At 72.5% G+C, this 14,993-nt stretch carries 11 protein-coding genes; all 11 read right to left on the bottom strand.

Annotated features, from left to right (window positions below):
- Position 1: 1 nt before the first annotated feature.
- Complete coding sequence (locus GT045_RS05725) at positions 2-2,473, bottom strand: serine/threonine-protein kinase (protein WP_161333477.1); 2,472 nt, start codon at positions 2,471-2,473, stop codon at positions 2-4.
- Positions 2,470-3,750: a hypothetical protein gene (locus GT045_RS05720; RefSeq protein ID WP_161288023.1), complete on the bottom strand. Its 1,281-nt coding sequence runs from the start codon at positions 3,748-3,750 to the stop codon at positions 2,470-2,472. Before GT045_RS05720 ends, GT045_RS05725 begins: the two co-directional genes overlap by 4 nt.
- A gap of 41 nt (positions 3,751-3,791) precedes the next feature.
- Entirely contained in the window at positions 3,792-4,823 is a 1,032-nt protein-coding gene (locus GT045_RS05715) for a glutamate ABC transporter substrate-binding protein (RefSeq protein WP_161288030.1), read from the bottom strand.
- A gap of 14 nt (positions 4,824-4,837) precedes the next feature.
- Positions 4,838-6,202, bottom strand: a complete 1,365-nt coding sequence (locus GT045_RS05710) for a hypothetical protein (RefSeq protein WP_345942553.1) — start codon at positions 6,200-6,202, stop codon at positions 4,838-4,840.
- A 182-nt stretch (positions 6,203-6,384) separates the two neighbouring features.
- Positions 6,385-7,836, bottom strand: coding sequence for a cytosine permease (locus GT045_RS05705; RefSeq protein ID WP_202515495.1), 1,452 nt, complete (start codon positions 7,834-7,836; stop codon positions 6,385-6,387).
- A 32-nt stretch (positions 7,837-7,868) separates the two neighbouring features.
- Positions 7,869-8,891, bottom strand: coding sequence for a BadF/BadG/BcrA/BcrD ATPase family protein (locus GT045_RS05700; RefSeq protein WP_161333476.1), 1,023 nt, complete (start codon positions 8,889-8,891; stop codon positions 7,869-7,871).
- Positions 8,882-10,204: a 6-phospho-beta-glucosidase gene (locus GT045_RS05695; protein WP_161333475.1), complete on the bottom strand. Its 1,323-nt coding sequence runs from the start codon at positions 10,202-10,204 to the stop codon at positions 8,882-8,884. The genes GT045_RS05700 and GT045_RS05695 overlap by 10 nt, the downstream gene beginning before the upstream one ends.
- 7 nt (positions 10,205-10,211) lie before the next feature.
- The gene (locus GT045_RS05690; RefSeq protein ID WP_161297650.1) at positions 10,212-11,105 is read right to left on the bottom strand and encodes a carbohydrate ABC transporter permease; all 894 of its coding nucleotides are present in this window, start codon (positions 11,103-11,105) and stop codon (positions 10,212-10,214) included.
- Between the two features lie 2 nt (positions 11,106-11,107).
- Complete coding sequence (locus GT045_RS05685; RefSeq protein WP_161333474.1) at positions 11,108-12,049, bottom strand: sugar ABC transporter permease; 942 nt, start codon at positions 12,047-12,049, stop codon at positions 11,108-11,110.
- Complete coding sequence (locus tag GT045_RS05680; RefSeq protein WP_202516506.1) at positions 12,049-13,392, bottom strand: ABC transporter substrate-binding protein; 1,344 nt, start codon at positions 13,390-13,392, stop codon at positions 12,049-12,051. The genes GT045_RS05685 and GT045_RS05680 overlap by 1 nt, the downstream gene beginning before the upstream one ends.
- 61 nt (positions 13,393-13,453) lie before the next feature.
- On the bottom strand, positions 13,454-14,665 hold the full coding sequence (locus GT045_RS05675) for an ROK family transcriptional regulator (protein ID WP_161297648.1): 1,212 nt from the start codon (positions 14,663-14,665) through the stop codon (positions 13,454-13,456).
- Positions 14,666-14,993 lie beyond the last annotated feature (328 nt).

Raw genomic sequence — 14,993 nt, 5'->3', positions numbered from 1 at the left:
CTTACACCCACGTCCGGGGGCGGTAACGGTTGGCCCGTTCCACCAGCTCGATCCTCTCTTCGCCGCCGGGCGCCAGCCGGGCCAGCGTGCGGTAGGCGCGCTCCAGGCCGAAGCGCAGTGCCCGCTCGTCCAGACCGCTGCCCAGCAGCGTCCGGCCTCCGGCGGCGGACCCGGCGCCCTGACCCCCGGAGAGTATCCAGTCCAGGGCGCAGCCGAGCACCTCCGCCGACAGCCGTTCGCGCCGGGCCGGGTCCAGGCCGTAGGCCTGGAGTGCCTCGACCTGACCGGCGGCGGCCGTCAGGTCGTCCAGGAACGGTACGTCACCCGGGGCCGCCGTGCGGTGCCCGATGCGGGCCCGGACGGCGGCGACCCGGGCGGCCGTGTAGTGGATGGAGGACTCCGGCACCGACTCCAGAGTCGACACCGCACCGGCGCGGTCCCCGGCCGCGAGCCGCACCCGGGCCAGCCCGAAGGCGGCGCCGACGAAGCTCGGATCGGTCGTCCACACCAGGCGGTAGTACTCGGCCGCGTTGTCCAGCTGGCCGAGCACCTCGGCGCACAGGCCGAGCGCGAGCTTGGGCGCGGCCTCGCCGGGAAAGGCGTCGTAGACCGCGTCGAAGGCGAGCGCGGCGCCCTCGAAGTCGCCCGTGACCAGGGCGGCCACGCCCCGGTACCAGACCACCCGCCAGTCGTCGGGCCGTTCCCGTTCCAGTGCGGCCAGACCGGTCAGCGCGCCGTGGTGGTCGCCGCTCTCCAGCCGGGCGCGGACCTGCCGCAGCCGGGTCTCCACGGTCTGCGCGGGCGCCGCGGCCAGCGCGCTCATCAGCTCTGCCGGAGCCGAGGCCATCAGGCCCGCCAGGAAGCCGGCGCCGGGGTCGGCCGGGTCGACCAGCGGGACCGGCAGGGCGAGCGCCGCCACGGGCGTGTCGACGGACTTGACCAGGGCCGGCGGGGCGGGGGACGGGCCGGGGACCCGGCCGCCCCGGCGCGCCGGCCGGAACCCCAGCCGGGACACCTCGGCGGCCGGGAGCGGGAACAGCTCCGTGTCCGTGACCTTCACCTCCGGTCCGAACAGCGTCGACAGCGCGGGCCGGGCCTGGCCGGTCTGCAGGGAGACGACCTCCCGCAGCACGCCGGTCAGCTGCTCGGCCATCTCCTGCGCGGAGGCGAACCGGCGGGCCGGGTCGGGGTCGGTGGCGCGCACGAGCAGCCGGTAGAACGACTCGTAGCGGCGGAAGACCTCGATGGTGTCGGGGTCGGGCAGGGAGTCGGCGTAGACGGTGGTGTAGCCCTGGAAGTCGAAGGCGAGCACCGCCAGGGTGCGGCCCACCGTGTACAGGTCGCTGGCCACCGACGGGCCGATCTCGGCCACCTCCGGCGCCTGGTAGCCGACGGTGCCGTAGATCGCCGACTCCTCGTCGTCCATCCTGCGGACGGCGCCCATGTCGATCAGCTTGAGCTGGTCCTCGGTCTGGATGGCGTTGTCGACCTTGAAGTCGCAGTACAACAGGTTGCGGCTGTGCAGATGGCCGAGCGCCTCCAGGGCCTCGATGCCGTACGCGCACGCCTGTTCCACCGGCAGCGGGTCGCGCCGGCCGTCGGGTGCACGGCGGGCGTTGGCGATCTCCTTCAGGGACTTGCCGCCGACGTACTCCATGACGATGTAGCCGTCGAGGGAGCCGGTGCGCTGGTCCAGGTGTTCCACGAAGTTGTAGATCCGCACGATGTTGGCGTGCTCGATCTCGGCGAGGAAGCGCCGCTCGGAGATCGCCGCGGCCATCGCGTCCTGGTCTCCGGTGTCCAGCAGGCCCTTGAGCACCACCCACCGGTCGGAGACGGCGCGGTCCACGGCGAGGTAGACCCAGCCGAGGCCGCCGTGCGCGAGACAGCCCACGACCTCGTACTGGCCGTGCACGATGTCCGCGGCCTTCAGCTTGGGGACGAAGGAGTACGGGTGTCCGCACTTGGTGCAGAAACCCTCCGTGCGGCCCGGCCGGTCACCCCGGGCCCGGCCGACCGGCGCCCCGCAGTCCGACCGCGAGCAGAACCGCTTGCGCTCGGGCACCTCCGGGTTCCGGAGCACCATCGCGCGCGGATCGGGGCGCGGCACCTGCGGCACCGAGACCAGCCCGACGCCCAGCCGGCCGCGCGCGGAGGTGCCGGACGCGGACCCCGAGCTGCGCACCGACACCGAGCGGCCCGTGGACTTCCCCGACACCGACCGGGACAGCCGCCCGGACACCGAGCGGCGCGACCTCGACGACTGCGACGAGGTACGGGCACTCCCGGACCGGCCCGAACCGCCGTCGCCCACCGCCCCCTTGGCGACACCCGTGGGGGGCGAGCCGACCATCCCGCTCGCGGAGACGACCGGCGCGAGACCGCACGTGTCGCAGTACAGCTCGCCCCCGCCGACGTCCTCGTAACGGCCCCCGCAGCCCGGCCGCTGGCAGGTCTGCCCCGGCTGACTCATGACTGGTCCCCCTCACGGTCCTGGGGCGCGCTCGCGCCGCCGAGCGCTTCCGCCGCCGCCCGCTGGTAGCGCAGCACGGCCTGTTCGGCCACCCGCAGGTCGCAGGGCGCGCTCCACAGCATGCGGCGGGCCGCGTCGTAGCGCTCGACGAGCAGCGGGTCCTCGGCCAGGCCGTGCCGGGCGGTCTTCGCCTTGTAGGCGTCGAGCCGGCCGCGCAGCTCGGCGCGCACGGCGAGCGGCGCCGTGACCGCGGTCAGCGACTCCCGCGCGCGCAGCAGTTCGTCCTCCGCCTTCCGCTCCAGGGACTCCAGCAGCGGGGAGAGCCGGTGCCACTGGGCCTGCCTGCGGTACTCGGCGGCGGCCGCCAGCTGTTCCTGCAGCGCGGTAGGCGGGCCGCTCACCACCGGCACCTCGGTGGCGGCGATCTTCGCCAGCACCTCGCCGCGCGCGGTGCGGGCCTCGGCGAGGGTGCGGTCCGCGCGCGAGAGGACGTCCCGCAGCCGGATCAGGCGCGCCTCCGCGTCCTGGCGGACCGTCAGCACGGCGTCGATCTCCCGCCGCACGTCCTCCAGGGCGCGCGCCTCACGGTCGTACACCGTCGTGTCCGGGCGCCCGCCGCCGGGCGCCGAACTGCCCTTGGCCGGCACCCAGAAGGCGAGCGGGTCGGCGACGACGTCCTCGCGCAGCCGGGTCAGCGTGCGCGTGATCCGTTCCAGGTCGTCCCCGGCCGGATGCTCGCCGGGGCGCACCCCCACGGAGTGCGCGAGCCCCCGGGTGCGCTTCAGTTCCGCGGCGAGCAGATCGATCCGCGCGGGCAGCGCCGACCACACCGCGTCGGCGGCGACGATCACGTCCAGGCTCGTCGCGTACAGCTCGTTCATCCGGTCCACCAGCGCGGGCAGCGTGAACGACTCGCTCAGCCTGCCGACGGCGCTTCCGGTGACGGTCACGGACTCGCCGCGCAGCAGCCCGGTCAGCTCCGCCAGGTCCTCGCGGCTGGACCAGCGGCGCCGGGCGCGGATCTCCCGGGCGGAGCGCAGCGCGGCCGTGTAGGCGTCGAAGTACGTCCACAGCAGGGTGATCCGGTCCTCCGCGGCCTGCCAGCGCTCCTCGGTGACGCCGGCCAGGTCGGCCCCTTCGAGGAGCCTGCGGCCCGCATGGTCCTGGAGGGCCAGCAGCGAGGTCTCGATCGCCTCGTGCTCCTGGCCGAGCCGCGCCAGCGCACGGTCCACCTCGTCCCGGTCCATCACCGGCCCGGCGGGGTCCGTGACGCCCATCGATCACCTCTCGCTTGCTGTGTGTTGCGGTCGGGTGCGGCTCAACTGCTGCGCAGGTACTGCGGCGCGGGCGGCTTCGCCGCTGACGCGTCCGTGCCCAGTGTCGCCGACAGCCACCTGTCGTACGACGTCTGCCAGCCGTGCGCCGAGTAGTCCACCAGGACGCGGTTGACCCGGCGTACCAGATCGTCGGCGTCCTCCTTCATCGCCACGCCGTAGTACTCCTCCGTGAACGCCTCGCCCTTCAGTTCGACGGTCGGGTCCTGGGCGGCCTGGCTCGCGGCGAGCGCGCCGTCGGTCACCACCGCGTCCACCTCGCCGAGTTGTAGCCGGACCAGGCAGTCCAGCTGGTTCGGGACGGTGGCGGAGATGTCCGTGGAGGCGGGCAGCCGGCCCGCCTTGCGGTCGGCGTCCAGCTTGGCGTGAGCGGTCGAACCGGCCGCCGTGCAGACCCTCTTGTGCGCCAGCGAGGTGTTGTAGCCGGTCACCGTGGACGACTTGGGCGCGAGGACCTGCTGGCCGGTCTTGAAGTAGGGCGCGGAGAAGGCGACCTGGCGCAGCCGCTCACAGGTGATCGTCATGGTCCGTACGACCATGTCGACCCGTCCGTCCTGGATCGCGGGGATGCGCTGGCTGGTCGGGATCGCCTTGAACTGCACGGCGTCCGGGTCGCCGAGGATGTCCTGCGCGATCCGGTGCGCCAGGTCGATGTCGAAGCCCTCCAGCTGGGCGCCCTCGGTGTTCGGGTTGCGGTAGCCCCAGTGGTAGCTGTTCTGGTCGACGCCGACCACCAGCTTGCGCTTGGCGCCCGTACGGGCCTTGATGGCCTCGATCGTCGGCCCGTCGGCCCCGGACGGGGCGAGGGTCTGCCGGTGCGCCGCGGCGTCCGTGCACCCGCCGGCGCGGGCCTGGGTGCCGGTGGCGGCCTTCTGCCCGGCCCGCAGCGGGGCGTCCGGTGCCTTCTGGGTGCACGGCAGCAGCAGGGCGAACGCGAGCGCCAGCGCGCACAGCACCGCCATGCCGGCGACCCCGCCCCAGCCCCGCAGGGAGGGCCGCGCACGGCTCCCGTCCATCGCCTTGCCCCCTGTCACCGGTACTCCGAAAGTCTGCGTCCTATGCCGGCGACGGCGCCGGCCGCGCCCAGCACCGCGAGGACGGCGACGCCCACCGGCAGGCCGGTCATGGCGTCCCGGCCGTCCCGGGCCGCCTGCCGGAACTCGTCCTGCTCGTGGTCGATGGCGAGGGCGAGGTTGCGGTCGACGCCGTCGAAGCACTCGCCGGTCGCGCCCTCGGGGCCGATCACCTCGTCCAGGGCCTGCTGGTAGTTGCCGTTCTCGTCCTCGGTGCGGGCCGAGGCGTGGCGCTGCTTCCACACCGCCATGTTCCCCTCGGCCGCCTTGACCGGGGTGGTGCCTCCCCGGTCGTCGGCGAGCCCGGCGGCCTGGGACAGCCGCGTGCCGAGCACGGTCATGTCCTTGTCGAAGTCGTAGTAGTAGGCGTCGTACGCCGTGCCGTCGACCGTGACGGTCTCCGCGCCGCGCGACACCAGGCTCAGGTTCTCGTTGCCGCGGGCCTTCAGGGAGGCGATGCGGGCGTCGTGCAGCACGTTGAGCGAGCGGATCCCGTGGTCGTAGGAGCCGTCGAGCCCGGACCGGGCGAGGGCGTGGCCCACGACCAGCCACAGCAGGGCGGCGGCGGTCGCGGCGGAGGCGGCGACCAGGCCGTGGTTGAGGACGCGGTTGGTGCGCCGGTACATCCGGTGCTGGGCCAGGCCGAGCGCGGCCAGGGCGAGCACGCCGAGCGCGATCGCGGCCCACGGGTACGGCCGCGCGTCGCCGTAGTCGGCGTCGAGCCGGCGGTTCTCCGTGGTGTAGAGCGCCTCCGCCGCCGGCAGCATGTCCTTCTGCATCTTCTCGTTGGCGTACCGCAGGTAGGCGCCGCCCACCGGGTAGCCCTGCCGGTTGTACGTCCGGGCCCGTTCGATGAGCCCCTTGTACTCCGGCAGCAGCCGGTTCAGGCGGGAGATGGTCGCCTCGGAGGCCGAGCCGGGCTCGGCGTTGGCGGCGGCCGTGACGAGCCCGGCGGCCGCCGTGCGTATGTCCTTCTCGTACCGGTCGCGGGAGCCGGCGTTCTCCTGGCCCCCCGCCAGGAACCCGCTGGAGGCGGCGGTGTTGGCGTCGGCCAGCGACCGGTAGATGCCGGCCGCGCCGGAGCTGAGCGGCTGGCTGCGGCGCAGCACGTCGTCGGCGGCGGCCGAGCGTGCGCCGGCCTGCCAGACGGTGACCGCCCCGAACGCGACGACCACCACGGCCAGGACGGCCCCGATGATCCGCAGCCTGCCCGGCTCGGTCATCGCGGCGGCCCGCACCCGCTCCGCGCCCTCGGCGAAGGCGCTCCGGCGCGCGGGCGGCGCGGCCGGCGGCGGCGCGCTGCTCTGCGGCGGGTGTGTCACTCGACCTCCCCCATGGTCATCCGTTCGCCGCCAAGTATCCCCGCCCCGGCCGGCGATCCGCACCGGCCTTCACTGGATCTTGATCGGATCGCAGTGTGCGCCGTCCGTGAACACGCCGGGTGCGTGTGTTCGGTTCCCCGGGGCGCCGACCGCGCCGGGAGCGGCCCCGCGGGCGCGGGGGCTCAGGGCTCCCGGTGCGCGTGCGCGGCCTTCTCCAGCTCCGCCGCCTCCGCCTCGGCCAGGCGCGTCTCGGCCGCCACGTCGATCGACCGGGTCAGCCACCAGTACAGCAGCGCGGAGACCGGCAGCCCGACGAACAGGGAGATGTCGGCGCCGCCGAGCGCCTCGGCGGCGGGACCGACGTACAGGGTCCCGACGGAGAAGAAGGGGATCATGACGGCGAAGCCGACGAGGTAGGCGACGATACCGTGCAGGCCCCAACGCCCGTAGATCCCGTGCGGGTTGAAGATCTCGGCGATGGCGTAGTGCCCGCGGCGTACCACGTAGTAGTCCATGAGGTTCACCGCGGTCCACGGGATGAACAGGTAGAGCACCAGCAGCAGGAAGTCCTGGAAGTTCTCCAGGAAGTTCGAGGTCGCCGCGAGTGCGCCGACGAGGGAGAGCGCTGCGGTGAACGCCAGGGTCACCAGCCGTACGGCGAGCGTCGGCCGCACCCGGCGGAAGGAGTCGAGGGCGCTGATCAGGGTCAGTGATCCGCCGTACATGTTCAGCGCGGTCACCGACACCAGGCCCAGTGCCGAGAACAGCAGCACGACCGCGCCGAACCCGTCGAACACCTTGTCGCCGGCGCTGTCGATCGACGGGATGGTGTCGAAGTCCTTGCCGGCCCAGGCGGCCAGCAGCGTCCCGAGCACCATCAGCCAGACGCCGCCCAGCGCGGAGCCGAAGTAGGTCCAGTAGAAGGTCTTGCGGACGGTCACGTCCGGCGGCAGGTAGCGGGAGTAGTCCGAGACGTAGATGGCCCAGCTGATCTGGTAGCCCGCGACCACACCGAACTGGGCCAGGAAGGGCGTCCACTTGAAGGCGCCGAGGTCGAAGGAGCCCGCCGGGTAGTGCAGGGTGACCAGGACACCGACGGTGAAGACCCCGAAGATCACCAGGAAGGCGTAGGTCAGCAGCCGCTCGGCCTTGTGGATGATGTCGTAGCCCACCAGCGCGACGGCCAGTGCCACCGCGGTGACCACCACCACCCACAGCTTGACGCCGCCGTGCAGCGTGGTGTGCAGGGCCTCGCCGGCGAGGCTGGTGTTGAAGACGTTGAACCCCGCGTACTGCACGTAGGCGAAGAGCCACACCAGCAGGGCGCCGACGTAGCCGAACTGCGGCCGGGACTGGATCATCTGGGGCAGGCCGAGCTGGGGGCCCTGGGCCGAGTGGAACGCCATGAAGAACGTGCCGACCACCGTGCCCGAGACGATGGCCAGCAGCGACCAGACGAGGTTCCCGCCCTCGGTGATGCTGACCAGGCCGACCGCGAGGGTGGCGATCTGGGCGTTGGACATGAACCACAGCGGGCCCAGGTGCCAGAGTTTCCCGTGCCGCTCGTCCAGCGGCACGTAGTCGATGGACCGGACCTCAAGGCCGGACACCCTTGGCTCGGCCGATGTGCTCATGGCGCCTCCCGGGAACGGCCCCGCCCCTCCACTCACATTGTTGCCCGGCTCCCCTCCGGCGACGACTCGGGCCGGCGCGCCTCCCAGTGACCGCGCGCCCGCTCCTGGGCCTTCTGCCCGGCCCCCAGCCGGTCCAGTCCCAGCAGGGCCGCGCCCAGCACCGGGCCGGCGGTGACGACGCGCGGGACGGCCTTGGGGGCGCGGTCGGCCAGCAGGGCGCGGACGGTGTCGTTCAGCCGGGTGTGGCCGGCCGTGAGGACCCCGCCGCCCAGCAGCACCGGGGTCTCCTCGGCGAGGAGGTCCAGGCGGGTGAGGGCGACCGTGGCCATCACCGTGATCTCCTGCGCGAGCCGGGTGACGAGCGCGCGGGCCACCTCGTCACCCTCCTCCGCCGTGGCGAAGAGGACCGGGGCCAGCTCGTGCCGGCGGCCGTGGTCGATGTGCCCCAGGTGCAGGGCCTCGATGAGCGCGTACATGGTCGGCAGGCCGAAGTACGCGGGCAGGGTGCGCACCAGCGAGGTCGCCTCGCCGCGGCCGTCCTCCGCGCGGGCCGCGTGCCACAGGGCCTCCTCGGCAAGACCCCAGCCCCCGCCCCAGTCACCGGAGATACGGCCGATGGCCGGGAACCGGGCGGTACGGCCGTCCGGGCGCATGCCCACGCAGTTGATGCCCGCCCCGCACACCACGGCCACACCGCGCGGCTCGGCGACGCCCGCGCGCAGGATCGCGAAGGTGTCGTTGCGGACCTCTACCGACGCCCCCCACGCGCGCGCGTGCAAGGCCGTCGCCAGCCGCTCCTCCTCGACCGGGAGATCGGCGTTGGCCAGGCACGCCGACACGTGGGAGACGGACGGCACACCCGCGTCCGCGAAGGCCCGTGCGACCGGTTCGGCCAGCGCGTCCAGCGCCGCCGGCACCCCCACCGCCGGCGGCCGGAAGCCACCGCCGCGGGCCGTGGCCAGGACCTCGCCGGCGGCGGTGACCACGGCCACGTCGGTCTTGCTGTTGCCCGCGTCGATGGCGAGAACCGTCGGCGGCTGTGCGGTCAGGCCCACGCCAGGTGCTCCCTGTTGTGTGCGACGAGCCGGTCGGTGAGGGTGTCGGCGTAGGCGTACTGGCCGATCAGGGGGTGTGCCAGCAGCGCGCGGAAGACGCGGTCCCGGCCGCCGCGCAGGGCCGCCTCCAGGGCCAGGTCCTCGTACGCCGTCACGTTCGCCATCAGCCCCGCGAAGAGCGGGTCCGGCTCCGGGACCGGCAGTGGGACCGCCCCCTGCGGCCCGACGGCCGCCTGGACCTCGATCACCGCGTCGTCCGGCAGGAAGGGCAGCGTGCCCCGATTGAGCGTGTTGACCACCTGGTAGGGGCTGCCCCCGCCCGCCCGCCGCCCGCCGCCGTCCTCGGCCGGGAGCCCTGCGGGCCCGCCGCCCCCGTTCCCCAGCAGCGCCGCCGCCAGGTCCACGGCCGCCTCCGAGTAGTAGGCGCCGCCCCGCTTGGCCAGCAGGGCCGGCTTCTCGTCCAGGGCCGGGTCGCCGTACATCGCCAGCAGCTCCCGCTCCATGGCGGCCACTTCGGCGGCCCGGGACGGCTTGGTGCCCAGTTCGCGCACGACCTCGTCGTGGGCGTAGAAGTAGCGCAGGTAGTAGGACGGGATCACGCCCAGGCGGTCCAGCAGGGGGCGGGGCAGGCGGAGGTCGTCGGCGATGGCGTCTCCGTGCTCGGCCAGGAGCTTGGGCAGGACGTTCTCGCCTTCCGGGCCGCCCAGCCGCACACCTGTCTCCCAGGTGAGGTGGTTCAGGCCCACATGGGCCAGGTGCACATCCGCCGGGGACGTGCCCAGCAGGCCCGCGAACTTTCGCTGGAAGCCGATCGCCACGTTGCACAGGCCGACCGCCCGGTGCCCGGCCTGGAGCAGGGCACGGGTGACGATGCCGACCGGGTTGGTGAAGTCGATGATCCACGCCCGCGGGCTGGCCCGGCGGACCCGCTCGGCGATGTCGAGGACGACGGGGACCGTGCGCAGGGCCTTGGCCAGGCCGCCCGCGCCGGTGGTCTCCTGGCCGATGCAGCCGCACTCCAGCGGCCAGGTCTCGTCCTGCTCGCGGGCCGCCTGGCCGCCCACACGCAGCTGGAGCAGGACGGCGTCGGCGCCGTCGACACCCGCGTCGAGGTCGCCGGTGGTGACGATCCGGCCGGGGTGGCCCTGCCTGGCGAAGATACGGCGGGCCAGCCCGCCGACCAGTTCCAGGCGTTCGGCGGCCGGGTCCACGAGGACGAGTTCCTCGACGGGCAGGGTGTCCCGCAGACGCGCGAAGCCGTCGACGAGTTCGGGGGTGTAGGTCGAGCCTCCGCCGACCACGGTGAGTTTCATATGAGGTCTAACCCTTCACTCCGGTGAGCGTGACGCCTTCCACGAACGCCTTCTGCGCGAAGAAGAACACGAGGATCACGGGGGCCATGACCAGCACGGTCGCGGCCATGGTCAGGTTCCAGTCGGTGTGGTGGGCGCCCTTGAAGGACTCCAGGCCGTAACTCAGGGTCCAGGCACCGGGGTTCTCGGACGCGTAGATCTGCGGGCCGAAGTAGTCGTTCCAGGCGTAGAAGAACTGGAAGAGGGCCACGGCGGCGATGCCCGGCTTCGCCATCGGCACGATCACCCGCAGCAGTGTCCGCAGGTCGCCGCAGCCGTCCACCTTCGCCGCGTCGACGTACTCGTTCGGGATCGTCATCAGGAACTGGCGCAGCAGGAAGATGGAGAAGGCGTCCCCGAACGCCATCGGGATGATCAGCGGCCACAGGGTGCCCGACAGGTCGAGCTGCTTCGCCCAGAACAGGTACATCGGGATGATGACCACCTGCGGGGGCAGCATCATCATCGAGATCACCAGCATGAGCGACAGACTGCGGCCCCGGAAGCGGAACTTGGCCAGCGCGTACGCCACCGGGACGGACGACGCCACGGACAGCACGGTGCCGAGTCCGGCGTAGATCAGCGTGTTCTTCCACCAGGTCAGGAAGCCGGGTGTGGCGAAGACCTGCCGGTAGTTGCCCCACTCCCAGGTGTGCGGGACCAGATCCCGGCTCAGGGCCTGGCTGTCGCTCATCAGGGAGGTCAGGAAGACGAAGACGAAGGGGAGCGTGAAGAACAGCGCGGCGGCGACACCGAGCGAGTGGACCGCGATCCACTCCAGCAGTGCCCGGCGGCGGGCGGTGCGCTTTGCCGCCGGCACCGGCGGGGCCTGCTTCACCGGACGGTCCAGTACGTGGGTCATGGTCAGTCACCTGCCTGGATCAGGCCGCCCCGGCGCCGCATCAGCAGCGCGGTGAACGCCGTCGACAGGGCGAACAGCACCAGCGCCACCACGCAGGCCGAGCCGTAGTCGAAGCGCTGGAAGCCGAGGTTGTAGACGAGCTGGGGGAGGGTGAGCGTGGACTTGTCCGGGTAGCCGGGCTCGAACTGGGTGCCCGCGCCCTGGATCACCCCGGAGGCGACCTTCCCGGCGATCAGCGGCTGGGTGTAGTACTGCATGGTCTGGATCACGCCGGTGACCACCGCGAACATCACGATGGGGGAGATGTTCGGCAGGGTCACGAACCGGAACCGCTGCCACGCCGAGGCACCGTCCAGCTCGGCCGCCTCGTACTGCTCCCTGGGCACGTCGAGCAGCGCGGCCATGAAGATCACCATCAGGTCGCCGATGCCCCACAGCGCCAGCAGGCTCAGGGCCGGCTTGGACCAGGCGGGGTCGTTGAACCAGCCCGGGGCGGGGACGCCGAGCCTCTCCAGGACCGAGTCGACCGGGCCCGTGCCGGGGTTGAGCAGGAACGCGAAGGCCATGGTCGCCGCGACCGGCGGGGCCAGGTACGGCAGGTAGAACAGGGTGCGGAAGACACCGGTGGCCGTCTTGATCCTGGTGATGAGCACACCGACACCGAGGCCGAAGAGCACCCGCAGGCTCACCATGACCAGAACCAGCCACAGCGTGTTGCGCAGCGCGGGCCAGAACAGCGGGTAGTGCTCGAAGACGTAGGCCCAGTTCTTCCCGCCGCTCCACGTCGGCGGCCGGAAGCCGTCGTAGTGCATGAAGGAGAAGTAGACCGTGGAGATCAGCGGGTAGGCGAAGAAGACCGCGAAGCCGATGAGCCACGGCGACATGAAGGCGAACGTGCGCAGGGCCGAGCGCCGGCGTTTCGACGCGAGCGTGACGGTGCTCATCAGCGGGCCTGCGCGATGTCCGTGTCGATCTGCGCGGCCGTCCTCTTCAGTCCGGCCCGGAGATCGGTGACCTTGCCGCTCTCGTAGTCGTAGCCGAACTGCTGGATCGTCACCAGGTACACACCGCCGTTGACCGAGGCGGGCGTGGTGGTGGAGTGCGGGTCGGCGGCGATGTCGAGGAAGGTCTTGAACCGCGGGTCGTACTTCAGCTTCGGGGACTTCAGCGCGGCGAACGTGGAGGGCACGTTGTGGATGTCGTTGGCGAAGCCGACCACCGCGTCCGTGTCCGTGGTCATGTACTTCACCAGTTCCCAGGCCGCGTTCTGCTTGTGGCTGGTGGCGGCGATGCCCGCGATGGTGCCGGTGATGTAGCCCTTGCCGTACTGGTCGGCCTGGTCGTCCGGGACGGGCAGCGGGGCCACCCCGATCTCGAACTTCGGCTTGGCCTCCTCGGCCATCCCCAGCCGCCACTCGCCGTCGAGCTGCATGGCGACCTGGCCGGTGTGGAAGGGGTGCCGGGGGCCCCACTCGTCGCCCAGCGTGGCCCGGAACTTCTCGAGCCTGCGGAATCCGCCGAGTTCGTCGACGAGCTTCTTCTGGAGGGTGAAGCCCTTCTCGAACGCGGGGTCGCGGGCGATGTTCGACTTGCCGTCCTTGTCGAAGTAGACCGGCGAGAACTGCCCGAAGTAGTGCTCGGTCGTGGACTCCCAGCCGTGGTAGTCCGGCATGAAGCCGAGCTGCCGGTAGCCGTCGCCCCGGGGGATGGTCAGCTTCTTGGCGTCCGCCGCGAACTCGGACCAGGTCTTCGGCGGGTTCTCGATACCGGCCTCGGCGAACGCCGTCTTGTTGTAGTAGAGGCCGTACGCGTCGCCCAGCAGCGGCACCGCGCAGCGGTTGCCCTCGAACCGGGTGTACTCGTTCATGGGCTTCGGGAACGTCGTCCCCGGGTCGATGCCCGACTTCTCGAAGAACGGGTTCAGGTCCACCAGCGCGCCCGAGGAGCAGAACCTGCCCACGTTGTTGGTGGTGAAGGACGAGATCACGTCCGGGGCCTTGTCCCCGCCGGCCCGCAGCGCCTGGTTGACCTTGTCGTCGGTCATGTTGCCGACGACGTTCACGTGGATGTTGGGGTGGGCCCGCTCGAAGCCGGCGACCAGCGACCTGACCGCCTTCACCTCGTTCGGCGCGCTCCAGGCGTGCCAGAAGTTGATCGTCGTGTCCTTCGACGGGTCGTCCGAGGCGGCGGAGCCGGACTGGCCGGTACAGGCGGTGGTGAGCAGGGCCAGCGACGCGGTCAGGGCAAAAGCCGTCTTTCGGGCGATCGACGGTATGACTTCGGGCATGGCGAGGTCTCCCAGGGGCGGGTGGGCGGAAGAGAGGGTGCTACCGGGGGTGCGGCGGGGCTCAGCGCGAGGTGTCGAAGACCTCGTCGCGGGTGGCGGCGAGGGCGGTCTCCAGCGCGCCGCGCAGGACGGGGTGTTCACGGACGTCGCCGACGACCAGCCGGGGCCGGGCCGCGGCCAGCTCCTCCAGTTCGGCCTGGACGAGGGCGCGCAGCACCTCGCCGCCGGCCGTCAGGGCGGAGCCGCTGAGGACGACGAGTTCGGGGTCGAGGACGGAGACGAGTGAGGCGAGACCGGTGGCCAGCCGGGTGGCGTACGTCTGGAGCAGCTCCCGGTGGGGGCCGCCGGTGTGGTCGGCGGCGCGGGCCACGAGCTGGGCGGCGGCCTCGGCGGCCGGTCCCGCGGGCACGTCCGCGATACCGAGTTCCCGGGCCAGTTCCGGCACGGCCTGGGCGCCGGCCAGCTCCTGGTAGCCGCCGCTGTTGGCCCGGGTGACCTGCCGCACCAGCGGGGTGCCCGGCACCGGCAGGAAACCGACCTCGCCGGCGCCGCCGGTCCAGCCGCGGTGCAGCCGGCCGCCGAGGACGAGGGCGGCGCCGAGGCCCTCCTCGTTCCACAGCAGCACGAAGTCCGCGTGGCCGCGGGCCGCGCCGAGCCGCTGTTCGGCTATGGCGACCAGGTTGACGTCGTTCTCGTACTCCACCGGCATCGGCAGTGCCGCCGCCAGTTCGCCGAGCAGCGTGGGGGAGTGCCAGCCGGGCAGGTGGGAGGCGTAGCGCAGGCGGCCGGTGCCGGGGTCGAAGGCGCCGGGTGTGCCGATGACCAGCCGGTGCACGTCGGACCGGGCGAGTCCGGCCGCCTTGACGGCGCCGTCGAGAGCGTCGGTGACCTGCTGGACGACCGGCTGTGCCGGGCGGCGGCCGGGGGTGGGCAGTTCGTGCTCGCCGACCGTGCGGCCGGTGACGTCGGCGACCGCGGCGCGGATACGGTCCGGGGTGACGTCGAGTCCGGCGGCGTACGCGGCGGTGGGGTTGACCGCGTACAGCTGGGCGCTGGGGCCGGGCCGGCCCTCGCTGGTGCCGGTGACCCGGACCAGTCCGGCCGCCTCCAGGCGGGCCAGCAGCTGCGAGGCGGTGGGCTTGGACAGGCCGGTGAGCTTGCCGATCCGGGTGCGGGACAGGGGCCCGTGCTCCAGCAGCAGGTCGAGGGCGGCGCGGTCGTTCATGGCGCGCAGGACGCGCGGGGTGCCCGGCGTACCGGCGGTTCCTGCCATGGTGCGACACCTGCCTTTCCAGCCGCCCAGCTTTTCAGTGAGCCGGGCGGGGCGTCCAGTCTTGATCACCGGAGCCCCGGAAGATCACTGTTAGGAAAGTTTCCTATTCGGGTGGGAGGAACGTAAGCCGAGGACGAAGGGGGCGTCAATAGACAACGTCCCCGAGGCAACAGAGTCGTTACCTCGGGGGAGGGGTGGAGGCGAGCCGGCCGCGGGCTATGCCACCGTCCCGGGGCGGTGCGGGGCGGTGCGGGGCGGTGCGGGGCGGTGCGGGGCGGTGCGGGGCGGGGCGAGCGAACCGGCCGGGGGTGGGGGCGCTGTCACGCGG

The sequence above is a fragment of the Streptomyces sp. SID486 genome (assembly GCF_009865385.1).
In the GTDB taxonomy this organism is placed as follows: domain Bacteria; phylum Actinomycetota; class Actinomycetes; order Streptomycetales; family Streptomycetaceae; genus Streptomyces.
This window is presented reverse-complemented; position numbering and strand designations above follow the sequence as displayed.